The 24434-nt window shown below is 56.5% G+C and carries 22 protein-coding genes and 1 other RNA gene; 16 read left to right on the forward strand and 7 right to left on the reverse strand.

Annotated elements, in window-relative coordinates; translation table 11 throughout:
• Positions 1–105: 105 nt before the first annotated feature.
• From rnpB to garL, 4 genes are all read right to left on the reverse strand, one after another.
• An RNA gene (rnpB, locus tag HV340_RS20060) (RNase P RNA component class A) lies at positions 106–484 on the reverse strand.
• Between the two features lie 32 nt (positions 485–516).
• Positions 517–1662 (reverse strand): glycerate 2-kinase, encoded by a 1146-nt coding sequence (gene garK, locus HV340_RS20065; RefSeq protein WP_047355545.1) that lies wholly within the window; start codon positions 1660–1662, stop codon positions 517–519.
• A gap of 60 nt (positions 1663–1722) precedes the next feature.
• Complete coding sequence (gene garR / locus HV340_RS20070) at positions 1723–2613, reverse strand: 2-hydroxy-3-oxopropionate reductase (RefSeq protein ID WP_041162871.1); 891 nt, start codon at positions 2611–2613, stop codon at positions 1723–1725.
• Between the two features lie 21 nt (positions 2614–2634).
• On the reverse strand, positions 2635–3405 hold the full coding sequence (gene garL, locus HV340_RS20075; RefSeq protein WP_040018767.1) for a 2-dehydro-3-deoxyglucarate aldolase: 771 nt from the start codon (positions 3403–3405) through the stop codon (positions 2635–2637).
• Between the two features lie 407 nt (positions 3406–3812).
• Between garL and garD the strand changes: the two genes are divergently transcribed.
• The gene (gene garD, locus HV340_RS20080) at positions 3813–5384 is read left to right on the forward strand and encodes a galactarate dehydratase (RefSeq protein WP_014171748.1); all 1572 of its coding nucleotides are present in this window, start codon (positions 3813–3815) and stop codon (positions 5382–5384) included.
• 34 nt (positions 5385–5418) lie between these two features.
• On the opposite strand, the gene HV340_RS20085 is transcribed toward garD, so the two are convergent.
• Complete coding sequence (locus tag HV340_RS20085) at positions 5419–6228, reverse strand: DeoR family transcriptional regulator (RefSeq protein ID WP_020883561.1); 810 nt, start codon at positions 6226–6228, stop codon at positions 5419–5421.
• Between the two features lie 251 nt (positions 6229–6479).
• Here HV340_RS20085 and kbaZ point away from each other — a divergent pair, with 251 nt between their 5' ends.
• The 11 genes from kbaZ (at position 6480) to HV340_RS20140 (ending at position 18567) form a co-directional block, all read left to right on the forward strand.
• The gene (gene kbaZ / locus HV340_RS20090; RefSeq protein WP_020883560.1) at positions 6480–7775 is read left to right on the forward strand and encodes a tagatose-bisphosphate aldolase subunit KbaZ; all 1296 of its coding nucleotides are present in this window, start codon (positions 6480–6482) and stop codon (positions 7773–7775) included.
• A gap of 19 nt (positions 7776–7794) precedes the next feature.
• Complete coding sequence (gene agaV, locus HV340_RS20095) at positions 7795–8268, forward strand: PTS N-acetylgalactosamine transporter subunit IIB (protein WP_014171751.1); 474 nt, start codon at positions 7795–7797, stop codon at positions 8266–8268.
• A gap of 10 nt (positions 8269–8278) precedes the next feature.
• Entirely contained in the window at positions 8279–9058 is a 780-nt protein-coding gene (gene agaW / locus HV340_RS20100) for a PTS N-acetylgalactosamine transporter subunit IIC (protein WP_020883559.1), read from the forward strand.
• Complete coding sequence (gene agaE / locus HV340_RS20105) at positions 9048–9926, forward strand: PTS N-acetylgalactosamine transporter subunit IID (RefSeq protein WP_059306050.1); 879 nt, start codon at positions 9048–9050, stop codon at positions 9924–9926. The genes agaW and agaE overlap by 11 nt, the downstream gene beginning before the upstream one ends.
• Positions 9927–9941: 15 nt before the next feature.
• Entirely contained in the window at positions 9942–10376 is a 435-nt protein-coding gene (gene agaF / locus HV340_RS20110; RefSeq protein WP_020883557.1) for a PTS galactosamine/N-acetylgalactosamine transporter subunit IIA, read from the forward strand.
• Positions 10373–11506, forward strand: a complete 1134-nt coding sequence (gene nagA / locus HV340_RS20115) for an N-acetylglucosamine-6-phosphate deacetylase (protein ID WP_059306051.1) — start codon at positions 10373–10375, stop codon at positions 11504–11506. Before agaF ends, nagA begins: the two co-directional genes overlap by 4 nt.
• A 246-nt stretch (positions 11507–11752) precedes the next feature.
• Entirely contained in the window at positions 11753–12901 is a 1149-nt protein-coding gene (locus HV340_RS20120) for an SIS domain-containing protein (RefSeq protein ID WP_086532072.1), read from the forward strand.
• A 12-nt stretch (positions 12902–12913) separates the two neighbouring features.
• On the forward strand, positions 12914–13786 hold the full coding sequence (gene kbaY, locus HV340_RS20125) for a tagatose-bisphosphate aldolase subunit KbaY (protein ID WP_059306053.1): 873 nt from the start codon (positions 12914–12916) through the stop codon (positions 13784–13786).
• Positions 13787–13904: 118 nt separating this feature from the next.
• Positions 13905–15476: a maltose/glucose-specific PTS transporter subunit IIBC gene (malX, locus tag HV340_RS20130; RefSeq protein ID WP_059306054.1), complete on the forward strand. Its 1572-nt coding sequence runs from the start codon at positions 13905–13907 to the stop codon at positions 15474–15476.
• 12 nt (positions 15477–15488) lie between these two features.
• Positions 15489–16661 carry a PatB family C-S lyase gene (locus HV340_RS20135; RefSeq protein ID WP_059306055.1) on the forward strand — a complete coding sequence of 391 codons (1173 nt, stop codon included), beginning with the start codon at positions 15489–15491 and terminating at the stop codon, positions 16659–16661.
• Between the two features lie 16 nt (positions 16662–16677).
• Positions 16678–18567: a hypothetical protein gene (locus tag HV340_RS20140; RefSeq protein WP_059306056.1), complete on the forward strand. Its 1890-nt coding sequence runs from the start codon at positions 16678–16680 to the stop codon at positions 18565–18567.
• 36 nt (positions 18568–18603) lie between these two features.
• Here HV340_RS20140 and rsmI read toward each other — a convergent pair whose 3' ends face one another.
• Positions 18604–19464 carry a 16S rRNA (cytidine(1402)-2'-O)-methyltransferase gene (gene rsmI, locus HV340_RS20145; protein WP_014171761.1) on the reverse strand — a complete coding sequence of 287 codons (861 nt, stop codon included), beginning with the start codon at positions 19462–19464 and terminating at the stop codon, positions 18604–18606.
• A 62-nt stretch (positions 19465–19526) separates the two neighbouring features.
• Between rsmI and HV340_RS20150 the strand changes: the two genes are divergently transcribed.
• From HV340_RS20150 to dolP, 4 genes are read left to right on the forward strand one after another with little or no spacing between them, the layout of a single operon-like run.
• On the forward strand, positions 19527–21758 hold the full coding sequence (locus HV340_RS20150; RefSeq protein WP_059306057.1) for a penicillin-binding protein activator: 2232 nt from the start codon (positions 19527–19529) through the stop codon (positions 21756–21758).
• A complete protein-coding gene (locus HV340_RS20155; protein WP_040018755.1) occupies positions 21716–22111 on the forward strand; it encodes a YraN family protein in 396 nt (131 codons plus the stop codon). The genes HV340_RS20150 and HV340_RS20155 overlap by 43 nt, the downstream gene beginning before the upstream one ends.
• 21 nt (positions 22112–22132) lie before the next feature.
• Entirely contained in the window at positions 22133–22723 is a 591-nt protein-coding gene (diaA, locus tag HV340_RS20160) for a DnaA initiator-associating protein DiaA (protein ID WP_003861754.1), read from the forward strand.
• Between the two features lie 9 nt (positions 22724–22732).
• The gene (gene dolP, locus HV340_RS20165) at positions 22733–23308 is read left to right on the forward strand and encodes a division/outer membrane stress-associated lipid-binding lipoprotein (protein WP_014171764.1); all 576 of its coding nucleotides are present in this window, start codon (positions 22733–22735) and stop codon (positions 23306–23308) included.
• A gap of 51 nt (positions 23309–23359) precedes the next feature.
• Here dolP and HV340_RS20170 read toward each other — a convergent pair whose 3' ends face one another.
• Positions 23360–24397, reverse strand: coding sequence for a permease (locus tag HV340_RS20170; RefSeq protein ID WP_181216197.1), 1038 nt, complete (start codon positions 24395–24397; stop codon positions 23360–23362).
• Positions 24398–24434 lie beyond the last annotated feature (37 nt).

Raw genomic sequence — 24434 nt, forward strand, 5'->3', positions numbered from 1 at the left:
GAGCTGACCGATAAGCCGCGTTCTTTCATAGAAAGCGGAGTGGACAGTCATTCATCTCGTTTAGCGCAGATAGCAAAAACCCCGCCGAAGCGGGGTTTTGTAAGAAGTTGAAGCTGACCGATAAGCCGGGTTCTGTCGTGGACAGTCATTCATCTAGGCCAGCAATCGCTCACTGGCTCAAGCAGCCTACCCGGGTTCAGTACGGGCCGTACCATGTGAACCCCTATTTGGCCTTGCTCCGGGTGGAGTTTACCGTGCCACGGACTGTTGCCAGCCGCGCGGTGCGCTCTTACCGCACCCTTTCACCCTTACCTGATCCCGCTTGCGCGGGCCATCGGCGGTTTGCTCTCTGTTGCACTGGTCGTGGGTTTCCCCCCCAGGCGTTACCTGGCACCCTGCCCTATGGAGCCCGGACTTTCCTCCCCTCCGCCCGTCTCCCCCCGAAAGGGGACGACGACGAAGCGGCGACTGTCTGGTCAGCTTCGGCGCGCAGTATAGAGGGTTTGTGCCCCGCTGTCACCCTTGGGCGTGCATCCCTATCTGCAAAGTGGCGGCGATATTGCGCGAGGCGCGGTAAATATTGTCAAACGCCCCACGGTAAGCCTCTTCCAGCGACTCGACGCGGCTCAGCACGCTGAATACCGCGTCGATGCCATACTGATGCACGACCCCCACATCCCGGGTCAGACTGCCGGCAATGCCGATCACCGGCTTATGGTATTTTTTGGCGATACGGGCGATACCGACGGGCACTTTGCCCTGAATGCTCTGGCTGTCAATGCGCCCTTCGCCCGTCAGTACTAGCGTGCAGTCGTGAATATGTTCTTCGAGGTTAAGTGCCTGGGTGACAATCTCAATACCGCTCTTCAGTTCCGCGCCGAGAAAGGCCATCAGGGCCGCCCCCATGCCCCCCGCGGCACCCGCACCGGGAACCTGTTTCACGTCAATTCGCAGAGATTTTTTTATCACATCGGCATAGTGGCTGAGGTTAGCGTCGAGAGTGAGGATCATCTCCTCTGTCGCCCCTTTTTGCGGGCCAAAGATACGGGAAGCGCCTCTCTCGCCAACCAGCGGATTCGTGACGTCGCACGCGACGTGGATTGTGCAATCTTTTAGCCTGGCGTCGAGGCCGGAGAGATCGACGCTGTTGAGCGCCATCAGGCTGCCGCCGCCATAACCCATTTCAGTACCGTTGGCATCGCGGAGCGTGGCCCCCAGCGCCTGCATCATTCCGGCGCCGCCGTCGTTGGTGGCACTGCCGCCAATGCCGATAATGATATGTCGGGCACCTTTATCCAGCGCGCTGAGAATAAGCTCCCCGGTACCCCGGGACGTGGTGACGAGCGGGTTACGTTGGGTGGCCGGGACCAATGCCAGACCGCTGGCGGCGGCCATCTCAATAAATGCCGTGCTGCCATCGCCGGACATGCCCCAGCGGGCGTTAACCTGTTCACCCAACGGGCCCGTGACCCGAGCATGCTGTTCTGTGCCCTGGGTGGCGGCGATCATCGCGTCAACCGTACCTTCCCCGCCGTCAGCAACCGGCACCGAAACATAAAGTGCGTCGGGGAAAATTTCCCGAAATCCTTTTTCAATCGCCTGAGCAACCCCGGAGGCAGAAAGGCTTTCTTTCCAGGAATCTGGCGCGATTACGATTTTCATAGTTGTCGCCTGTTACCGCACTCGGCAAAAATAGCGGACGCGTTCCCGCGTCCGTTTTTATTAGCGAGAGACTTCCACCTTCGCCAGTTTTTCGTAGTAGCACGCAATCGCGCTGTGGTCGGCAGTGCCCAGACCATCCGCTCGCAGGGCCTGCATCATCTCCATGACGGCGGCGGTCAGCGGCAGCTGCGCGCCCACGCCGTGGGAGGTATCCAGGGCATTCGCCAGATCTTTAATGTGCAGGTCGATTCTAAAACCGGGCTTGAAGTTACGATCCATCACCATGGGCGCTTTGGCATCCAGCACGGTGCTGCCCGCCAGGCCGCCACGGATCGCCTGATACACCAGATCAGGGTTAACGCCCGCTTTGGTGGCCAGCGTCAGCGCTTCCGACATTGCGGCAATGTTCAGCGCCACAATCACCTGGTTTGCCAGCTTGGTGACGTTACCCGCCCCGATATCGCCGGTATGCACCACGGAGCCCGCCATGGCTTTCATCAGGTCGTAGTATTTATCAAAAACAGCTTTGTCGCCGCCAACCATCACCGACAGGGTGCCGTCGATGGCTTTGGGCTCTCCGCCGCTGACCGGGGCATCCAACATATCGACACCCTTCGCGTTTAGCGCCTCACTGATTTCACGGCTTGCCAGCGGCGCGATAGAACTCATGTCAATCACCACCAGGCCGGGTTTGGCACCGTCAATGATGCCGTTCTCCCCCAGGGCCACCTCTTTCACATGCGGGGAGTTTGGCAGCATGGTGATAATGACATCACACTGCTCAGCAATCGCTTTGGCGCTTGCTGCGGTTTCTGCACCTGCGGCAATCACCTCGGCCACGGCTTGCGGATTATGGTCTGCAACCACCAGGGAGTAACCTGCTTTGATGAGGTTTTTACTCATGGGTTTACCCATGATCCCAAGGCCAATAAAACCCACTTTCAGCGTCATAATTCGTTTCCTCAATGATGGTTATTTTTTAAAGGCGTCCGCTAACTTCTGCGTGGCCGAGCGGAATACGCCGAGGTCGCTACCGACGGCAACGAAGGTCGCGCCCCACTCCAGATAGCGGCGGGCATCAGCCTCAACCGGCGCCAGAATGCCGCACGGTTTGCCGTGCGCGTTGGCACGGGCAAAGATGTGCTGAATAGCGCGCTGCACCTCCGGATGACCCGCATTGCCCAGATGGCCGAATGCCGCAGCAAGATCGCTTGGGCCAACGAAGATGCCATCCACACCGTCGGTGGCAGCGATAGCGTCGACGTTATCGACCCCCTGCTGGCTCTCAATCTGTACCAGGATGGTGATGTTGCTGTTGGACTGTGTGAAGTAGTCCGGGACGGTGCCAAACATATTGGCACGATGTGAAACGGAGACCCCGCGGATCCCTTCCGGCGGATAACGCGTTGACGCCACGGCCTGCACCGCCTGCTCTTCCGTTTCCACAAACGGGATCAGGAAGTTGTAAAACCCAATATCCAGCAGACGTTTGATGATTACCGGCTCGTTGGTCGGGACGCGAACCACCGGCGCGCTATGGCTCCCTTTGAGCGCCATTAACTGCGGAATAAAGGTGCTGATATCGTTCGGCGCATGTTCGCCGTCCAGCACCAGCCAGTCGAAACCGGCCAGGCCCAGTACTTCGGTGCTGATGGGGCTTGCCAGCGCGGACCAGCAACCAATCTGGATCTGGTGCGCCGCGAGGGCCGCTTTAAACTTATTCGGGAAGATATCATTATTCATCGCGTTTACCTTTTTAATTCCGCAGTCTTATTCAGGTTCATATTTATATTTTCAGACGCAGCGTCAGCGTTATATTTATTTCCTGACATAATTTAGGCGTTATAAAATCGTCATTCAGTATAATCTTCACGTCACGGCATCACATTGTTTTAATGCTCAAGCATTGCGACGTATTTTGATAATATTTTGAGCATATGCACAACGCGATGGGCGCTGATGCACAGAATCAGGCATTGCTGGCCGGGTGGCATCTTCGCCGGGTTTAAGGAGCGATCGGGATCACATTTTGATATCTCGTCTCCTGACATTCTTTATTGACTCAAGCCGCGTCTTTATTTCTGCGATAAGAAAATAAACATCCCCTGGCTGCATTTACTATCAGACATTTTGCTGGAGAATATTGAACAATGGCCGACATTGAAATTCGACAAGCGTCGCCGACGGCGTTCTATATCAAAGTTCACGACACGGATAATGTGGCGATAATTGTTAACGACAACGGTCTAAAAGCGGGCACTCGTTTCCCGGATGGGCTGGAGCTGACTGAACATATTCCGCAGGGGCATAAAGTCGCTCTGGTGGATATCCCGGCCCACGGTGAAATCGTGCGGTATGGCGAAGTTATCGGGTATGCGGTTCGCGCTATTCCTCAGGGGAGCTGGATTGAGGAGTCGCTGGTTGAGCTACCCGAAGCGCCGCCGCTGAACACGCTCCCCCTGGCCACCCGGGTTCCTGAGCCACTGCCCCCACTGGAAGGGTACACATTCGAAGGGTACAGGAATGCGGACGGCAGCGTAGGCACCAAGAATCTACTCGGTATCACCACCAGCGTGCACTGTGTGGCAGGCGTGGTGGATTACGTGGTGAAAATCATTGAGCGCGACCTGCTGCCAAAATACCCGAATGTCGACGGCGTGGTAGGTCTGAACCATCTGTACGGCTGCGGCGTGGCCATCAATGCTCCGGCGGCCGTGGTACCGATTCGTACCATCCATAACATCGCCCTGAACCCGAATTTCGGTGGTGAAGTGATGGTCATTGGTCTCGGTTGCGAAAAGCTGCAGCCAGAGCGTCTGTTGCAGGGCACCGAAGATGTGAATGCCATTCCGGTCGACGAGGCCAGCATTGTTCGTTTACAGGATGCGCATCACGTCGGATTCCGTTCAATGGTTGACGATATCCTTCAGGTGGCGGAGCGCCATCTGGAAAAACTGAACCAGCGCCAGCGCGAGACCTGCCCGGCGTCAGAGCTGGTGATAGGCACTCAGTGCGGCGGCAGCGATGCGTTTTCAGGCGTCACGGCGAACCCGGCGGTGGGCTATGCCTCGGATCTGTTTGTCCGTTGTGGCGCCACGGTGATGTTCTCCGAAGTGACCGAAGTGCGTGATGCCATCCATCTGCTCACCCCACGCGCCATCAATGAAGAGGTGGGCAAACGCCTGCTTGAGGAGATGGCCTGGTACGATAACTATCTCGACATGGGACAAACCGATCGCAGCGCCAACCCCTCTCCGGGCAATAAAAAAGGCGGTCTGGCGAACGTGGTGGAAAAAGCCCTCGGCTCGATTGCCAAATCCGGCCAGAGCGCCATTGTTGAAGTGCTCTCCCCGGGCCAGCGCCCCACCAGACGCGGCCTGATTTACGCCGCGACCCCTGCCAGCGACTTCGTCTGTGGCACACAGCAGGTGGCATCCGGCATTACGGTACAGGTCTTTACCACCGGGCGCGGCACGCCGTACGGGCTGATGGCGGTACCGGTGATTAAAATGGCCACCCGTACCGAGCTGGCAAACCGCTGGTATGACCTAATGGACATCAACGCGGGCACCATTGCCACTGGCGAAGAGAGTATCGAGGATGTCGGCTGGAAGCTGTTCCACTTCATTCTGGACGTGGCAAGCGGCCGTAAGAAGACGTTCTCCGATCAATGGGGATTACATAACCAGCTGGCGGTGTTTAACCCGGCACCGGTGACGTGACCGTTCTCCCCCTCTCCCGAAGAGAGGGGGCAACTTATCCCTTCACCAACACCACATCTATCCCGCTCTTACGCAGCCCTTCCAGGCTCTCAGGCGGAATCCCTTCATCGACGATAATCATATCAATTCTCTGGGTATCGATGATTTTATGCAGGCTCGAACGGTTAAATTTGCTGGAGTCAGTGACCACGATAATACGCTCTGCCACCTCGCACATCCGCCGGTTCAGTCGGGCTTCATCTTCATTGTGGGTACTGACGCCGCGATCGAGGTCGATGGCATCGACCCCCAGAAAAAGCAGATCAAAGTGGTAATTCTGTAAGGACTGCTCTGCCTGGTCGCCGTAAAAGGATTGCGACTGGCGGCGCAAGTGCCCACCGGTCATCAGCAGCTCCACCCCTTCCGCTTCCAGTAATGCATTCGCCACGTTCATTCCGTTGGTCATGGCAATCACATCCGTGTGCTGACGCAGCATACGGGCGATTTCAAACGTCGTGGTTCCGGAATCCAGAATAATGCGATGACCCGGCTTCACCAGCGCGGCGGCCGCCTGCGCGATACTGCGCTTAACTGCAGTATTGAGCGAACTTTTGTCCTCCACGGAGGGTTCAGTGCCAGGCGCATTGCCTTCACAAATCAGCGCTCCGCCATAAGCACGAACGGCAATGCCCTGCTTCTCAAGAAACGCCAGGTCGTTACGGATCGTCACCGTGGAAACGCCATATAAATGAGAAAGATCGTTAACCTGCACGCTTCCCTGTGCCCGCAACCGCTGAATGATCTGCTCTCGCCTTTCACTGGTGCCGGTGACGCGCTTCTCCGCGGATGAATCGGTGCTGCTCATGCGAGCTCCTTAATAAATGGTCTTTCGTTTCATTTCGTTTTGTCTATTAACGCCTTTCTTTTATGGGAATGCAAGCCCTGCCTGCTTCCAGTCAGCGCACTCCCTCGTCGCTGAAACCTTTCATTATGTTTCTTTTGTGAAACAGATCGGAAAACTATTATCTTTCGTTTTATTTTTATACCACCATGATGCAGGATTAAATGAAACAAAACGAAAGATGAAAACCATCACCATCCGAAATGGAGAGGAAAGTGAAACATCTGACAGAAATGGTGGAACAACATAAACGGGGGAATGCGAACGGGATTTATGCCGTTTGTTCCGCACATCCACTGGTACTTGAAGCCGCAATTCGTTACGCCCAACTGCATCACACGCCGCTGCTGATTGAAGCCACCTCTAATCAGGTGGATCAATTTGGCGGTTACACCGGTATGACGCCCGCCGATTTTCACGGGTTCGTCTGTAAGCTGGCGGAATCCCTTGGTTTCCCGACATCGCAACTGATCCTCGGTGGCGATCATTTAGGGCCAAACCGCTGGCAAAACCTGCCTGCCCGGCAGGCGATGGCGAATGCCGAAGATCTGATCAGAAGCTATGTCGCCGCCGGGTTTAAAAAGATCCACCTCGACTGCAGCATGTCCTGCGAAGACGATCCAGTACCGTTAACCGACGCCATCGTTGCCGAGCGCGCGGCACGCCTGGCGAAAATTGCGGAGAAAACCAGCCTGGCGCACGCTGATGTCGCTGACCTGGTCTATGTCATCGGTACGGAAGTGCCGGTTCCGGGCGGCGCGCATGAAACGCTCACCGAGCTTGCCGTCACGACCCCAGAAGCCGCGCGTGCCACCCTTGAAGCTCACCGCCACGCGTTCGAGAAAGAAGGGTTAAGCGACATCTGGCCACGCATTATTGGCCTGGTGGTTCAGCCTGGCGTTGAGTTTGACCACGCACATGTGTGTGACTATCAACCCCAAAACGCCGTCGCCCTGAGCCATATGGTTGAAGCTTACGACACGCTGATATTTGAAGCGCACTCTACCGACTACCAGACACCGCAGGCGCTGCGCCAACTGGTGAAAGATCACTTCGCCATCCTCAAAGTTGGCCCGGCACTGACCTTTGCCCTGCGTGAAGCGTTGTTCTCGCTGGCCGCCATTGAAGAAGAGTTGCTGCCTGCAAAAGCCTGTTCGGGCCTGCGTCATGTCCTGGAAAACGTGATGCTCGATCGCCCCGAATACTGGCAAAGCCATTATCACGGTGATGGCAATGCGCGACGCCTGGCACGCGGGTATAGCTACTCCGATCGGGTGCGCTATTACTGGCCGGACAGCCAGATTGACGAAGCCTTTGCGCGACTGGTACGCAACCTGGCAGATGAACCGATCCCGCTGCCGCTGATCAGCCAGTACCTGCCGTTGCAGTACAGCAAAGTTCGCGAGGGTGCTCTCAAGTCGACACCACGGGACCTCATCCTCGACCACATTCAGGACATACTCCAGCAGTATCATGCCGCCTGCGAAGGCGTAACGACTCAAAACGCATAATTAAAAAGAGGAAAGCGCTATGCCAAACATTGTCTTATGCCGCATCGATGAACGCCTGATCCACGGTCAGGTAGGTGTGCAATGGGTTGGGTTTGCGGGGGCCAACCTGGTGCTGGTCGCTAATGATGAAGTCGCTGAGGATCCGGTTCAACAAAACCTGATGGAGATGGTGCTCGCAGAAGGGATTGCCGTGCGTTTCTGGTCGCTGCAAAAAGTGATCGACAACATTCATCGCGCTGCCGAGCGCCAGAAAATTCTGCTGGTCTGCAAATCACCCGCGGATTTTCTGACGCTGGTCGAAGGCGGCGTGCCCATCACCCGTATCAACGTAGGAAACCTGCATTACGCCAGTGGCAAAAAACAAATTGCCAAAACGGTCTCTGTCGATGCGAACGATATCGCCGCATTTAACGGCCTGAAAGCCGCCGGAGTGGAATGCTTCGTTCAGGGTGTTCCGACTGAGACTGCTTTGGATCTCTTTAAACTGCTCTGAGGGATTCACAATGGAAATTAGTCTCTTGCAGGCATTCGCGCTGGGCATTCTCGCCTTTATCGCGGGCCTGGATATGTTTAACGGGTTAACACACATGCACCGCCCGGTGGTGCTCGGGCCGCTGGTTGGCCTCATTCTGGGCGATCTGCACACCGGTATTTTAACGGGCGGTACGCTGGAGCTGGTCTGGATGGGGCTGGCTCCGCTGGCCGGCGCGCAACCGCCAAACGTCATTATTGGCACGATTGTCGGCACTACTTTCGCGATCAGCACCGGTGTGAAGCCGGATGTCGCCGTTGGGGTCGCAGTCCCGTTTGCGGTTGCGGTACAGATGGGGATCACTTTCCTGTTCTCCGTCATGTCCGGGGTGATGTCACGCTGTGACCGCATGGCAGCCAATGCGGACACGAACGGCATCGAAAGGGTCAACTATCTGGCACTGCTGGCGCTCGGTATCTTCTATTTTCTGTGTGCCTTCCTGCCGATCTACTTTGGCGCCGAACACGCAAAAACCGCCATTGATGTGCTGCCGGAACGTCTGATTGACGGCCTCGGCGTCGCCGGCGGCATCATGCCCGCGATTGGCTTCGCCGTATTGCTGAAAATCATGATGAAAAACGTCTATATCCCTTACTTTATCATCGGCTTTGTTGCCGCAGCCTGGTTGAAACTGCCGGTGCTGGCGATTGCCGCGGCTGCGCTGGCAATGGCGCTGATTGACCTGATGCGTAAATCGCCTGAACCGGCGACACCTGCAGCCCAGAAAGAGGAATTCGAAGATGGCATCTAATCAAACTACGCTGCCTGGCGTTTCTGACCACGAAGAGACGCTGCTCACGGGCATGAATGAAAACGTCTATGAAGATCAACATATTGGTGCCGAGCTGACGAAAAAGGATATTAACCGTGTCGCCTGGCGTTCGATGCTGCTGCAGGCCTCGTTTAACTATGAACGTATGCAGGCTTCCGGCTGGCTGTATGGCCTGCTGCCCGCGCTGAAAAAGATCCATACCAACAAGCGGGATCTGGCCCGCGCCATGAAAGGCCATATGGGCTTCTTCAATACGCATCCGTTTCTGGTGACATTTGTCATTGGCATCATCCTGGCGATGGAGCGCTCCAAGCAGGATGTCAACAGTATCCAGAGCACCAAGATCGCTGTGGGGGCACCGCTTGGCGGCATTGGCGATGCCATGTTCTGGCTTACGCTATTGCCAATTTGCGGCGGGATCGGCGCAAGCCTTGCCCTGCAAGGCTCCATATTGGGTGCGGTGGTCTTTATTGTGCTGTTTAACGTAGTGCATCTTGGCCTGCGTTTTGGCCTGGCACATTACGCCTACCGGATGGGTGTGGCAGCCATCCCGCTGATTAAAGCCAATACCAAAAAGGTCGGCCATGCGGCTTCCATCGTGGGGATGACGGTCATTGGCGCGCTGGTGGCAACCTACGTACGTCTCAACACCACGCTTGAAATCAAGGCCGGGGATGCGGTGGTCAAGCTGCAAGCCGACGTTATCGATAAACTGATGCCCGCTTTCCTGCCGCTGGTCTATACCCTGACCATGTTCTGGCTGGTTCGTCGCGGCTGGACCCCACTGCGCCTGATCGGTATCACCGTGGTGCTGGGGGTTGTCGGTAAGTTCTGTCACTTCCTGTAAAGCAAAGAGGTCGCAATGTTAGGCATTATTTTGACGGGTCACGGCGGGTTTGCCAGCGGGCTTGAACAGGCGATGAAACAAATCCTCGGCGAGCAGCCGCAGTTTATCGCCATCGATTTTCCTGAAAGCTCCACCACCGCGCGGCTGACCGCGCAGCTTGAACAGGCAGTCAGTGAACTGGACGGGCAGCACGATATTGTGTTTCTCACCGATCTGCTCGGGGGGACGCCGTTCCGGGTGGCATCAACACTCGCCATGAAAAGACCCGGCAGCGAAGTGATTACCGGTACAAACCTGCAGCTGTTACTTGAGATGGTACTGGAGCGCGACGGGTTAAGCAGCGAAGCTTTTCGTCTGCAGGCACTGGAATGCGGGCATCGCGGCCTGACCAGCCTGGTGGATGAGCTGGGGCGCTGTCGTGAGGAAGCCCCCGCTGAGGAAGGGATATGAGCCAGGTACTGCGCGCGCGTCGTCTGCTGACCGAGCAGGGCTGGCTGGACGATCATCAGCTACGCATTGAGAGCGGAATTATCACCGCCATCGAGCCGATCCCAGCTGGCGTGCATGCCCGGGATGCCGACCAGCTTTGCCCGGCGTATATCGATACCCACGTTCACGGTGGCGCGGGTGTGGACGTGATGGATGATGCCCCAGAGGTGCTGGACACGCTGGCGATGCATAAAGCGCGTGAAGGCACAGGGGCTTTTTTACCGACGACCGTCACCGCACCGCTGGAGACTGTCCACCGGGCGCTCGCACGCATCGCCCGGCGCTGTATGTCCGGGGGGCCCGGCGCGCAGATACTGGGCAGCTATCTTGAAGGTCCCTATTTTACGCCACAGAACAAAGGGGCACATCCGCCGGCGTTGTTTCGTGAGCTGGATGTCAGCGAACTGGACTCGCTGATAGAAGTATCGCAACACACCCTCAGGGTTGTCGCTCTGGCACCGGAGAAACCCGGTGCGTTGCAGGCCATTCGCCACCTTAAGCAGCGTGGGATACGGGTCATGCTGGGCCACAGCGCGGCGACGTACGATCAAACGCTTGCCGCTTTTGAGGCGGGCGCTGATGGGTTAGTGCACTGTTATAACGGCATGACGGGGCTCCATCATCGTGAACCCGGTATGGTCGGTGCAGGCTTGACGGACCCGCGGGCATGGCTGGAACTGATTGCCGACGGGCATCACGTTCACCCGGGTGCTTTGCGGTTGTGCGCCTGCTGTGCCAAAGAGCGGATCGTTCTGATTACCGATGCCATGCAGGCCGCAGGGATGCCCGACGGACGTTACAGGCTGTGTGGCGACGAGGTCAACATGCACGGTGGGGTGGTACGCACCGCTTCCGGTGGGCTTGCAGGCAGTACGCTGTCTCTCGATGCCGCTGTGCGCAATATGGTGGCGCAGGCGGGAATAACGCCAGCGGATGCGATCCATATGGCCTCGCTGCACCCTGCCCGCTTGCTGGGTATTGATCGCCAGCTCGGTTCATTAAAACCGGGCAAGCGTGCCAATATGATTGCGCTGGATGAAGGTTTCCACCTTCAGCAGATCTGGATCCAGGGTTTGGCTCTCCCCCTTTAGACCTTTCATTATCTCGTTATTGGGCCTTGCGGCAAGCGATCGCAAGGTCTTTCTTTTCCTTTCCTTAATCATTGCCTTTTCTTTGCCGATCACACTTTTCTTTTTATTTCTTTTCTTTCATTGAACTTTCGATTTCTTTTCTATAGATTTTATTTAACTGCTTAAGTGAACAAGTGAAACGAAACGAAAGATAGCGACACGTTTGCCAGCGTCTGATGTGGAATTCACACGACTAAGGACTGAGTTATGTCAGAAACCAACACTACCGCCACCACCGGCACATGGACCGAAGAAGAGATCCGCCAGCAACCTGCGAGCTGGATCCGCTCACTCAACAATATCGATAACCTGCGCGCGTCGATCGATAACTTCCTGACGCCGCTGCTGCGCAAGCACGAGCTACGGATCGTGTTGACGGGGGCAGGCACCTCGGCCTTTATCGGCGACATCATTGCGCCCTGGCTCGCCAGCCACACCGGGAAAAACATTACCGCCGTACCGACGACCGATCTGGTCACGAATCCGATGGACTACCTGAGCGCCGCACACCCGCTGCTGCTGGTGTCGTTTGCCCGTTCCGGCAATAGTCCGGAAAGCGTAGCCGCCGTTGAACTGGCAAACCAGTGTGTGCCGGAGTGCTACCACCTGTCGATCACCTGTAATGAGGCGGGAAGCCTTTATCAGACCGCGGTAAACAGCGATAACGCGTATGCGCTGCTGATGCCTGCCGAAACACACGATCGCGGGTTCGCGATGACCAGCAGCATTACCACCATGATGGCAAGCTGCCTGGCAGTCTTCGCCCCGGAGACAATCAACAGCCATACCTTCCGCGATGTGGCCGATCGCTGCCAGACGATCCTCACGTCACTGGGCGATTTCAGCCAGAGCGTCTTTGGCAACGATCCGTGGAAAAGGATCGTCTATCTGGGAAGCGGGGGTCTGCAGGGGGCCGCTCGTGAATCGGCGCTGAAGGTGCTGGAGCTGACGGCAGGCAAGCTGGCGGCGTTCTACGATTCCCCAACCGGTTTCCGTCATGGCCCTAAATCGCTGGTGGATCGCGAAACGCTGGTGGTGGTGTTTGTCTCCAGCCACCCCTATACGCGGCAGTACGATCTGGATCTGCTTGCTGAGCTGCGCCGCGATCGTCAGGCCATGCGCGTGGTGGCCATTGCCGCCGAAACCGATCCGGTCATTGAGGCAGGCCCGCATATCCTGCTGCCCCCTGCCCGCACGTTTATCGATATGGAGCAGGCCTTCTGCTTCCTGATGTACGCCCAGGTCTTTGCCCTGTCCCAGTCACTTCGTGTGGGCAATACCCCGGATACACCGTCCGCCAGCGGCACGGTTAACCGTGTCGTGCAGGGCGTCGTTATTCATCCGTGGCAGGCTTGAGAGGATCCGATCATGAGTATTATTTCGACAAAATATCTTCTTCTGGACGCCCAGGCGAAAGGCTACGCCGTACCGGCGTTCAACATCCATAACGCGGAGACGATCCAGGCGATCCTCGAAGTGTGTAGTGAAATGCGATCGCCGGTGATCCTCGCGGGCACGCCGGGCACCTTTAAGCACATTGCACTGGAAGAGATCTACGCCCTGTGCAGCGCGTACTCCACCACTTACGAGATGCCGCTGGCGCTGCACCTCGATCATCACGAATCGCTCGACGACATTCGTCGCAAAGTTAACGCGGGTGTACGCAGCGCGATGATCGACGGCAGCCACTATCCGTTTGAGCAAAACGTAAAGCTGGTGAAATCAGTGGTCGACTTCTGCCACCTCAACGATTGCAGCGTTGAAGCCGAACTGGGCCGCCTGGGCGGCGTGGAAGATGACATGAGCGTGGACGCTGAAAGCGCGTTCCTGACCGACCCGCAGGAAGCAAAACGCTTCGTTGCGCTGACCGGCGTCGACAGCCTGGCCGTGGCCATCGGAACCGCCCACGGTCTTTATACCAAACGGCCAAAAATCGACTTCCGGCGGCTGGCTGAAATCCGCGACGTGGTGAGCGTACCGCTGGTGCTGCACGGGGCGAGTGATGTGCCGGATGACGATGTTCGCCGCACCATAGAGCTGGGCGTTTGCAAAGTGAACGTGGCAACCGAGCTAAAAATTGCGTTCTCTGGTGCCGTTAAGGCCTGGTTTGCCGAGAACCCGCAGGGCAACGATCCGCGTTTCTACATGCGGGTTGGCATGGATGCCATGAAAGACGTGGTCAGAAGCAAAATCACCGTGTGCGGCTCGGCGAACCGATTGCTGCTCCCGGCGGAAGCCTGATCTCATCGCATAGAACATCAATAACTCAAAAATAACTATAAGCCTCGCAAATATGAAGGCGCGTCCTTAAGCCAGACAGCGCCTTCCATTACGATAAATAATTCCGAGGAGTCCCTACATGACACAGGAAAAGTCGTTTAAATCGAAAGCGTGGGAGTTTTTTCAGAGCCTGGGAAAGACCTTTATGTTCCCGGTCTCCCTTCTGGCCTTTATGGGGTTATTGCTGGGTATCGGTAGTTCTGTTACCAGCCCCTCCACCCTCAAAAGTTTCCCCTTTCTGGGCGGCGAATTAACTCAGCTCACCTTTGGCTTTATTGCCATGGTCGGCGGCTTCGCCTTTACCTATCTTCCCCTCATGTTTGCCATGGCGATCCCAATGGGGCTGGCCAGACGCAACAAAGCAGTGGGCGCTTTTGCCGGGTTTGTTGGCTATATGCTGATGAACATGAGCATCAATTATTACCTGATTGCGACCCACCAGCTTGCCGATGCCGCCTCCATGAGACAAGTCGGGCAATCGATGGTACTGGGCATTCAAACCCTGGAGATGGGTGTGCTGGGCGGTATCGTGGTTGGGGTCATTACCTTTTTCCTGCACGAACGTTTTCAGGACACCGTTTTACACGACGCGTTCGCCTTCTTTAGCGGCATTCGTTTTGTGCCGATTATCACCGCCCTCACCCTCTCACTGGTGGGGCTGTTTATTCCCCTGCTGTGGGAGTACGTTGCGCTGGGCATTACCGGGATTGGCCATATTATCCAGAGCACCAACGTGTTCGGCCCGTTCCTCTACGGCGTAGGGGTACTACTGCTCAAACCCTTTGGCCTGCACCATATTTTGCTGGCGATGGTGCGCTTCACGCCCGCGGGCGGTGTTGAGATGGTCAATGGTCATGAAGTCGCCGGGGCGCTGAACATTTTCTACGCCGAACTGAAAGCGGGTGTGCCGTTCAGCCCGCACGTTACCGCGTTTCTGTCGCAGGGCTTTATGCCGACCTTTATCTTTGGCTTACCGGCGGTGGCATACGCCATCTATCGCACGGCCCGCCCGGAAAACCGCCCGGTGATTAAAGGCCTGCTGCTCTCCGGCGTGCTGGTCTCCGTCGTCACCGGGATCTCCGAGCCAATTGAATTCCTGTTCCTGTTTATCGCTCCTGCCCTTTACGCCTTCCATATTGTGATGTCGGGCCTGGCCCTGATGGTCATGGCTCTGCTGGGGGTGACCATCGGCAACACCGACGGCGGCATTCTGGACCTGCTTATCTTCGGGGTCATGCAAGGGATGTCGACCAAATGGTATCTGGTATTCCCGGTAGGCATTGCCTGGTTTGCCCTCTACTTCTTCGTCTTCCGCTGGTACATCCTCAAACACGATATTAAAACGCCGGGCCGTGAAGTGGACACCCAGGGTGCACAGCAGGCCGTTGAGGCCAATACCCGGGCACGCGGAAAATCGAAATACGATCATGGGCTTATCCTGCGTGCGCTCGGCGGTAAAGAGAACATCGAGTCGCTTGATAATTGCATTACCCGGCTGCGTCTGGTGGTGAAAGATATGAGTCTCATCGACCAGCAGGCGTTAAAAGAGGCCGGTGCATTGTCGGTTGTGGTGCTGGATGCGCACAGCGTCCAGGTGATCATCGGCCCGCAGGTGCAAAGCGTAAAAACCGGCATTGAAGCCTTAATTTAACAGGGGGTTGTGGTGTTTAATTTTGACGAAATCATTGAGCGTAAAAGCGACCGGTGTCGAAAATGGGATCACGCCTTTGTCCGCTCGCGCTTTGGTGATGTGCCTGAAGGTTTTATCCCGCTGTGGATTGCCGATATGGATTTCACCTCCCCACCTGCCGTGACAGAAGGTTTCCAGCGCATCGTGGAGCATGGCACCTTCGGCTACACCTGGTGCTTTGACGAATTTTACGATGCGGTTATCGCCTTCCAGCGCGAACGACATCATGTTGACGTCGATGAATCGTGGATCACGCTGACGTACGGTACTGTCTCCACGCTGCATTATACGGTTCAGGCGTTTTGTAAACCTGGCGACGCGGTGATGATGAACACACCGGTGTACGATCCGTTTGCCATGGCCGCCCAGCGTCAGGGGGTAGCGATACTGGCAAACCCGCTGTGCGTGAGGGAAAATCGCTACCAGCTTGATTTTAATCTGGTGGAAGAACAGCTCAGAACGTACCGTCCAAAACTGTGGTTCTTCTGCTCGCCGCATAACCCTTCCGGCAGGATCTGGCACGCCGATGAGATACGCCAGGTTTCAGACCTCTGTCAACGCTACGGCACCCTTCTGGTGGTTGATGAGGTCCACGCCGAACATATTCTGGACGGTCATTTCGTCAGCTGTCTGGCATCCGGCTGCGCGGCGCAGGACAATCTGATCCTGCTGACCTCCCCGAATAAAGCGTTCAACCTTGGCGGGCTGAAAACCTCCTACGCCATCATTCCGGATGCCACCCTGCGCCAGCGCTTTCGCCACCAGCTTGAGAAGAATGCCATCACCTCACCCAATATATTCGGGATATGGGGAATTATTCTTGCCTACCAGCATGGTTTGCCGTGGCTCGACACGCTGAACGGCTATCTGCGCCGTAACGCTGACTATCTGGCAGAGGCCATCCAGACCCACTTCCCGGCCTGGAAAATGATGAACCCGGAATCATCGTATCTGGCCTGGGTTGACGTCAGCGCAGATGAACGTAGCGCCACTGAATTGACCCGACATTTCGCCCATCAGGCTGGCGTCGTCCTCGAAGATGGCAGCCACTACGTCCAAAACGGCGAACACTACCTGCGCATTAATTTCGGCACCCAGCGCTACTGGCTGGAGCAGTCCATCACCCGAATGCTGAAGCATTACTAATAAGGATCTTACCCTGATGAAAAAAGTGCTCACACTCTCGATGCTTGCCTTGTGTGTTTCTCATGGCGCGGCGGCAGCGCAATACGCGCTCGATAACGACTCCATTGCCCTCTCGTTTGATGACGCCAGTTCAACGGTGGTAGTGAAAGGCAAAACGGCTAACCATCCGCTTACGCCGCAGGAGCTGTTCTTTCTGACCCTGCCGGATGAGACCAAAATTCATACTGCAGACTTTACAATTAAGCATGTAGAAAAACAGGACAACGCGATTGTCATTGATTTCACCCGTCCGGATTTTAACGTGGCGGTGAAGCTGAATCTGGTGAAGGGAAAATATGCCAGTATTGATTACACCATTGCGGCCGTCGGCCAGCCGCGAGAGGTGGCGAAAATCACCTTCTTCCCGACGAAAAAGCAGTCTCAGGCGCCGTACGTTGATGGCGCCATCAACAGCTCGCCCATTATTGCTGATTCGTTCTTTATCCTGCCGGATAAGCCAATCGTTAATACGTATGCCTATGAAGCGACGACCAATCTGAACGTGGAGCTGAAAACGCCGGTTCAGCCTGACGCGCCGGTCAGCTTTACCACCTACTTTGGTACGTTCCCGGAAACCAATCAGCTGCGCCGTAGCGTAAACCAGTTTATCGACGCCGTGCGCCCACGGGCGTACAAACCCTATCTGCACTATAACAGCTGGATGGATATCGGCTTCTTTAACCCCTACACCGAACAGGATGTGCTGGGGCGGATGGATGAGTGGAATAAAGAATTTATCACCGGACGCGGCGTGGCGCTGGATGCATTCCTGCTGGACGATGGCTGGGACGATCGTACCGGACGCTGGCTGTTTGGCCCGGCCTTCAGCCACGGCTTTGGTAAGGTCAGGGAAAAAGCGGACAGTCTGCACAGCTCCGTCGGGCTGTGGCTCTCACCGTGGGGAGGTTATAATAAGCCGCGCGATATTCGCGTCTCCCACGCCAAAGAGTACGGCTTCGAAACGGTAGACGGGAAGCTGGCTCTCTCGGGCCCGCGCTACTTCAAAAACTTCAATGAGCAGATCATCAAGCTGATTAAAAACGAACATATCACCTCGTTTAAGCTCGACGGGATGGGCAACGCCAACTCGCATATTACTGGTAGCCAGTTCGCGTCCGATTTTGATGCGTCTATCGCCCTGCTGCATAACATGCGCAGCGCAAACCCCAATCTGTTTATCAATCTGACGACCGGTACCGACGCCAGCCCGTCCTGGCTGTTCTATGCCGACTCCATCTGGCGTCAGGGGGATGACATCAACCTTTACGGCCCCGGCACGCCGGTACAGCAGTGGATGACCTACCGCGATGCTGAAACATATCGCTCTATTGTGCGTAAAGGCCCACTGTTCCCGCTGAACTCGCTGATGTACCACGGGATAGTTAGCGCGGAAAATGCCTATTACGGACTGGAGAAGGTGCAAACGGACAGCGATTTTGCCGATCAGGTCTGGAGCTACTTCGCCACAGGAACGCAACTGCAGGAGTTATATATCACGCCATCAATGCTGAATAAGGCGAAATGGGACACCCTGGCGCAGGCAGCAAAATGGGCGCGAAATAACGCCAGCGTGCTGGTGGATACGCATTGGATCGGTGGCGACCCGACGGCGCTTGAGGTTTACGGCTGGGCCTCCTGGAGCAAAGACAAAGCCATTCTGGGCTTGCGAAACCCGTCAGATAAGCCGCAAAGCTATTATCTGGATTTGGCAAAAGACTTTGAAATCCCGACAGGGGACATGGCGCAGTTCAGTCTGAACGCCGTGTACGGCAGTAACACAAGCGTACCAGGGGAGTATCGAAAGGCCGTGGTGATTACGCTGCAGCCGCTGGAAACGCTGGTGTACGAGGCCATTCCCGCGAAGTAAAATAAACTGGCCCGGCGTGATTGCCGGGCCGATATATTACCCTTGCTGCTCCAGCGCATACTTATACAGTGCGTTTTTCTTCACGCCGTGGATCTCTGCCGCCAGCGCAGCCGCTTTCTTGAGCGGCAGTTCAGCCTGCAGCAGCGCAAGTGTACGAAGCGCATCGGCAGGCAATGCGTCCTCCTGCGCCTTATGTCCTTCGACAATCAGCACCATCTCGCCCTTACGGCGGTTTTCGTCTTCCTTCACCCACGCCAGCAGTTCTCCTACCGGTGCGCCGTGAATGGTTTCCCAGGTTTTGGTCAGCTCGCGTGCCAGCACCACGTAGCGGGCTTCCCCCCAGACGGTCACCATATCTTCCAGGCTTTCCAGCAGGCGATGCGTAGATTCGTAGAAAATCAGGGTGCGTGGTTCAGCTTCCAGCGCTTTTAACACGTCGCGTCGGCCTTTGGATTTGGCAGGCAGGAAACCTTCATAGCAGAAGCGGTCGGAAGGCAGACCCGCAGCGCTCAGCGCCGCGATAGCCGCACATGGGCCAGGCAGCGGCACCACGCGGATCCCGGCTTCACGGCAGGTACGCACCAGATGGTAGCCGGGGTCGTTAATCAGCGGCGTACCCGCATCGGAGACCAGGGCAATGTTCTGCCCCTCTTTCAGCTTCGCCACCAGCGTTTCGGCTTTTTGTTGCTCATTGTGATCGTGTAACGCGAACAAACGCGCGCTAATAGCGAAGTGCTGGAGCAGTAAGCCTGTGTGTCGGGTATCTTCAGCGGCAATTAAATCAACAGCCTGCAATACGGTAAGCGCACGTTGGGTAATATCAGATAAATTCCCGATAGGAGTAGGTACAATATAGAGCTGGCCTTGAGAATTATCTGCCGTTTCGTGTTGTTTCATTGTTTCGTCCGTATTGCCGATTTAATATTGAGCATTGCGTAAAAAAAATCACTGGATACAGTATGGTACCGTTAACGTTTCTTCGAAAAAAAGCCACGCGCAGCGTGCCGCTCCTGCTGGCAGCCCTGATCTTTGCAGGCTGTGGCACCCAGGCACCCGACCAGAGCACCGCCCATTTGCAGGGTTCTGCTCAGGCTGACTCTGGCTTTTATCTGCAACAAATGTCGCAGAGCTCAAATGATACCAAGACCAACTGGCAATTACTCGCCATTCGTGCACTGCTGAAAGAGGGTAAAACCCAGCAGGCTGCCGAATTGTTCAACCAGTTGCCAAAAGATCTGAATGATGTTCAGCGTCGTGAGCAGAGCCTGCTCTCTGCCGAGCTGAAAGTCGCGCTGAAAGATTACGATGCCGCGAAAAAGATCCTCGGGGATATCGACGTGAGCGCGCTGGACAAAAATCAGCAGGCTCGCTTCTGGCAGGCGGGCATTACCGCTGAACAGGGCCGCCCTTCCCTGACGCTGCTCCGTGCGCTGATCGCCCAGGAGCCTCTGCTCGGCGGGGCTGATAAGCAGAAAAATATCGATGCCACGTGGCAGGCGCTGGCCTCTATGACGCAGGAACAGGCGCGTGCACTGGTGATCAATGCAGATGAAAACGTCCTGCAGGGCTGGCTGGATCTGCAGCAGATGTGGTTTAACAACCGCAACGATCCGAAGATGCTGAAAGCCGGTATCACTGACTGGCAGACCCGCTACCCGCAGAATCCGGGCGCGAAAATGCTGCCGACGCAGCTGGTAAACGTGCAGAACTTTAAGCCGGCCTCGACCAGCAAGATTGCACTCCTTCTGCCTTTAAACGGTCAGGCGGCGGTATTCGGTCGCACTATTCAACAGGGTTTTGAAGCCGCGAAAAACGGCACGACGCCAGTGACGGGCAGCGCAGTGCCGACCCAGGCGGCACAGGCGGCAAACGTGAACGACGTGGTCAGCCCGTCCGCCGCTGAAACCAGTGACCTGACCACCGCCCAGACGCCGGCACAGGGGACGATGCAGAACCCGGTAACGGCCCCTACGACGGCAACGCCAGCGCCGGCTGAAACTCAAGCAGCTCCGGCGACTGACACCGCGTCTGAACAACCTCAACCGCAGAACGTTCAGCCTGCACCGCCCGCCACGCCGGCTGAGACTCAAGCAGCCCCGGCGACTGACACCGCGTCTGAACAACCTCAACCGCAGAACGTTCAGCCTGCACCGCCCGCAGAACAAACGGCACAACCTGCCGCGCAAACACCGCCGGTGGCCACCACCAGCGCAAACCCGGGTGCTGAGCTGAAAATCTACGACACCAGTTCGAAACCGCTTGACCAGGTACTGGCGCAGGTTCAACAGGATGGTGCGAGCATCGTTGTCGGCCCGCTGCTGAAAAACAATGTCGAAGAGTTGATGAAGAGCAATACCACGCTGAACGTGCTGGCACTCAACCAGCCAGAGCAGGTTCAGAACCGTGCCAATATTTGCTACTTCGCGCTGTCGCCGGAAGATGAAGCCCGCGATGCGGCGCGTCATATTCACGAGCAGGGTAAACAGGCTCCGCTGTTGCTCATCCCACGCAGTACGCTGGGGGATCGGGTTGCTAATGCTTTTGCCGATGAGTGGCAGAAGTTGGGCGGCGGTATTGTGCTGCAGCAGAAATTCGGCTCCGCGTCTGAACTGCGCGCGGGCGTCAATGGTGGAGCGGGCATTGCCCTCAACGGCAGCCCGGTCAGCGCAAGCCTGCCGCAGCAGCAGAGTGTGACCATTGGCGGTCTGTCGATCCCTGCGCCACCCACTGACGCGCAGATCAGCGGTGGCGGTAAAGTGGATGCAGCGTATATCGTTGCCACCCCGCAGGAAATCGCCTTCATCAAACCGATGATTGCAATGCGTAACGGTAGCCAGAGCGGCGCAACGCTGTACGCCAGTTCACGCAGCGCGCAAGGTACCGCCGGTCCGGATTTCCGTCTGGAGATGGACGGCCTGCAGTACAGCGAAATTCCCATGCTCGCAGGCAGTAACCCGGCACTGATGCAGCAGGCGCTGAGCACCGTCCGCAACGACTACTCTCTGGCACGTCTGTATGCCATGGGTGTCGATGCCTGGGCGCTGGCGAACCACTTTACCCAGATGCGTCAGGTGCCGGGCTTTGAGCTTAACGGCAATACCGGCGATCTGACGGCCACTCAGGATTGTGTGATTAACAGGAAGTTATCATGGCTCAAATACCAGCAGGGGCAAATCGTCCCGGCCAGTTAAGCCGTAAAGAGACCGGTGACGCGTGGGAATTAAAAGCGCGTCGCTGGCTTGAAGGCAAAGGACTGCACTTTATCGCCGCTAACGTTCGCGGACGTGGCGGCGAAATCGACCTCATCATGAAAGACGGTGAGGTCATCGTATTTGTAGAGGTTCGCTACCGACAGTCTTCCCGTTTTGGCGGCGCTGCCGCCAGCGTGACGCTCGCCAAACAACATAAATTATTACAGACTGCCCACTTGTGGCTTGCCCGCCATAATGGGAGTTTTGATACTGTGGATTGCCGGTTCGATGTGGTAGCCTTCACCGGCAATGCGATCGAATGGCTGAAAAACGCTTTTGGCGAAGACGCATAATTAAGATTTAAAAGGGATAACGTGCTCGAAAGAATTAAAGTGTGCTTCACTGAAAGCATCCAGACTCAGATTGCAGCGGCGGAAGCCCTTCCGGACGCTATCTCTCGTGCCGCTATGACGCTGGTGCAATCCCTGCTCAACGGCAACAAAATCCTCTGTTGTGGCAATGGCACTTCAGCCGCCAACGCACAGCATTTTGCTGCCAGCATGATCAATCGTTTTGAAACAGAACGACCGAGTTTACCCGCCATTGCACTTAATACCGATAATGTGGTCTTAACAGCGATTGCTAACGATCGTCTGCATGATGAGATTTACGCAAAGCAGGTGCGAGCCCTGGGTCATGCCGGAGATGTTCTGCTGGCAATCTCCACGCGCGGCAACAGCCGGGACATTGTCAAAGCCGTTGAAGCCGCCGTCACCCGCGACATGACTATCGTTGCCTTAACAGGCTATGACGGTGGTGAGCTGGCGGGTTTGCTTGGGCCGCAGGATGTGGAAATCCGCATTCCCTCTCACCGTAGCGCGCGCATTCAGGAGATGCATATGCTCACGGTGAACTGCTTATGCGATTTGATCGATAACACGCTTTTCCCTCACCAGGATGATTAAGGAGTTCTTATGAAGGCTTTATCGACCCTCGCAGTCCTTATGTCTGCATTACTGCTTCAGGGATGTATCGCTGCGGCTGTCGTGGGTACCGCCGCGGTTGGTACTAAAGCGGCAACCGACCCGCGTTCCGTAGGGACACAGGTCGATGACGGTACGCTGGAGCTGCGCGTCAACAGTGCGCTGTCGAAAGACGAACAAATCAAGAAAGAAGCGCGTATCAACGTCACGGCCTATCAGGGCAAAGTGTTGCTGACGGGCCAGTCGCCGAATACCGAACTCTCCAGCCGCGCAAAACAGATCGCAATGGGCGTTGAGGGCACCACGGAAGTCTTCAATGAAATCCGTCAGGGGCAGCCAATCAGCCTGGGTACCGCGTCGTCTGATACCTGGATAACCACCAAAGTACGCTCCCAGCTGCTGGGCTCGGACCAGGTGAAATCCTCAAACGTGAAAGTGACAACGGAAAACGGCGAAGTGTTCTTGCTGGGTCTGGTCACCGACCGTGAAGGGAAAGCGGCGGCCGATATCGCCAGCCGGGTGAGCGGCGTGAAACACGTCACCACCGCCTTCACCTACATCAAGTAACCAGAACGTCTGACAGAAAGCCCGGTAAGCGGTAACGCTACCGGGCTTTTTTTATACCAGTGCAATATTTCCTACTATCACCCCGCTCAGCGCCACCAGCCCCGCGGTCAGCCACAGCGCTTTCGCCGGGAATGACTTACGCAACATGACAAGCGACGGCAGGCTGATTGCAGGCAAGGTAATCAGCAGCGCCAGTGCAGGCGCGGTGCCCATCCCGGCCAGCATCATGGTCTGAACAATGGGAATTTCAGCGGCCGTTGGGATCACGAACAGGCAACCGGCAACGGCCATTGCAACGACCCACAGCAGCGTGTTGTCGATAGCCCCGTCCGCATGCGGGAACAGCCAGACGCGCGCCGCGCCCAGCACCAGAACCGCCAGGATATAGACCGGAATGGTGCTCCAGAAAAGTTGCCACAGCGCCCTGCCCCAGCGCGCGAAGAAGCCGCCCTGCGGTTCACTGATATCCACGTCAACTGACGCAGGCGCTACGGTTTTGTCTTTCACCAGATGTTGCACCAGTGTCGCCACGACCAGCACCGTCAGCAGCCCGGCCACCAGACGAATAAAGGCGAAATGCCAGCCCAGCACAAAGCCCATAAACACCAGCGTCGCCGGGTTTAACAACGGGTTCCCCATCCAGAAAGCAAGCGCACCGCCCATCGAAACGCGCTGACGACGCATCCCGGCGGCCACAGGCGCTGCACAGCACGAGCACATCATGCCCGGCAGGGAGAAAATCGTCCCCAGCAGCGTACCCTGAAAGCGGGGCTGACCGAGGGTTTTCACCAGCCAGTGACGCGGGATAAGCACCTGAATCAGCGAGCCCAGCAGGACGCCCAGTACCGCGGCTTTCCAGACGGCAAGGAAATAGATCATGGCGTAATCCCACGCCGCCTGAAGCGGGCTGGAATCAGCCTGAGCGAGAATAGATTTTCCGATACTGTGCGTTTCGGCGGCCGTGAAGGCTTTATCGTAATACGGCTGCCATTTCACATACCAGAGGCCGATGATGACCACGAGAAAGAAGAGCGCGGGCTTCCACCATTGAACAGGTGAAGCCGCCTGAGATGAAGACTGACCAGTCATAGCATTCCCCGGAGAGTAGTAGGTTATTAGCCGGGGG

The sequence above is a fragment of the Enterobacter sp. RHBSTW-00975 genome, assembly GCF_013615235.1.
In the GTDB taxonomy this organism is placed as follows: domain Bacteria; phylum Pseudomonadota; class Gammaproteobacteria; order Enterobacterales; family Enterobacteriaceae; genus Enterobacter; species Enterobacter ludwigii.

Excerpts from the sequence above, each read along its gene's own strand:
- dolP (WP_014171764.1), top strand. The coding sequence starts at position 22,733 with ATGAAGGCTTTATCGACCCTCGCAGTCCTTATGTCTGCATTACTGCTT.
- garD (WP_014171748.1), top strand. The coding sequence starts at position 3,813 with ATGGCCGACATTGAAATTCGACAAGCGTCGCCGACGGCGTTCTATATC.
- kbaY (WP_059306053.1), top strand. The coding sequence starts at position 12,914 with ATGAGTATTATTTCGACAAAATATCTTCTTCTGGACGCCCAGGCGAAA.
- agaV (WP_014171751.1), top strand. The coding sequence starts at position 7,795 with ATGCCAAACATTGTCTTATGCCGCATCGATGAACGCCTGATCCACGGT.
- HV340_RS20120 (WP_086532072.1), top strand. The coding sequence starts at position 11,753 with ATGTCAGAAACCAACACTACCGCCACCACCGGCACATGGACCGAAGAA.
- garL (WP_040018767.1), bottom strand. The coding sequence starts at position 3,405 with ATGAATAATGATATCTTCCCGAATAAGTTTAAAGCGGCCCTCGCGGCG.
- agaE (WP_059306050.1), top strand. The coding sequence starts at position 9,048 with ATGGCATCTAATCAAACTACGCTGCCTGGCGTTTCTGACCACGAAGAG.
- malX (WP_059306054.1), top strand. The coding sequence starts at position 13,905 with ATGACACAGGAAAAGTCGTTTAAATCGAAAGCGTGGGAGTTTTTTCAG.
- nagA (WP_059306051.1), top strand. The coding sequence starts at position 10,373 with ATGAGCCAGGTACTGCGCGCGCGTCGTCTGCTGACCGAGCAGGGCTGG.
- HV340_RS20140 (WP_059306056.1), top strand. The coding sequence starts at position 16,678 with ATGAAAAAAGTGCTCACACTCTCGATGCTTGCCTTGTGTGTTTCTCAT.
- HV340_RS20085 (WP_020883561.1), bottom strand. The coding sequence starts at position 6,228 with ATGAGCAGCACCGATTCATCCGCGGAGAAGCGCGTCACCGGCACCAGT.
- agaW (WP_020883559.1), top strand. The coding sequence starts at position 8,279 with ATGGAAATTAGTCTCTTGCAGGCATTCGCGCTGGGCATTCTCGCCTTT.
- agaF (WP_020883557.1), top strand. The coding sequence starts at position 9,942 with ATGTTAGGCATTATTTTGACGGGTCACGGCGGGTTTGCCAGCGGGCTT.
- HV340_RS20155 (WP_040018755.1), top strand. The coding sequence starts at position 21,716 with ATGGCTCAAATACCAGCAGGGGCAAATCGTCCCGGCCAGTTAAGCCGT.
- HV340_RS20170 (WP_181216197.1), bottom strand. The coding sequence starts at position 24,397 with ATGACTGGTCAGTCTTCATCTCAGGCGGCTTCACCTGTTCAATGGTGG.
- rsmI (WP_014171761.1), bottom strand. The coding sequence starts at position 19,464 with ATGAAACAACACGAAACGGCAGATAATTCTCAAGGCCAGCTCTATATT.
- garK (WP_047355545.1), bottom strand. The coding sequence starts at position 1,662 with ATGAAAATCGTAATCGCGCCAGATTCCTGGAAAGAAAGCCTTTCTGCC.
- garR (WP_041162871.1), bottom strand. The coding sequence starts at position 2,613 with ATGACGCTGAAAGTGGGTTTTATTGGCCTTGGGATCATGGGTAAACCC.
- HV340_RS20150 (WP_059306057.1), top strand. The coding sequence starts at position 19,527 with ATGGTACCGTTAACGTTTCTTCGAAAAAAAGCCACGCGCAGCGTGCCG.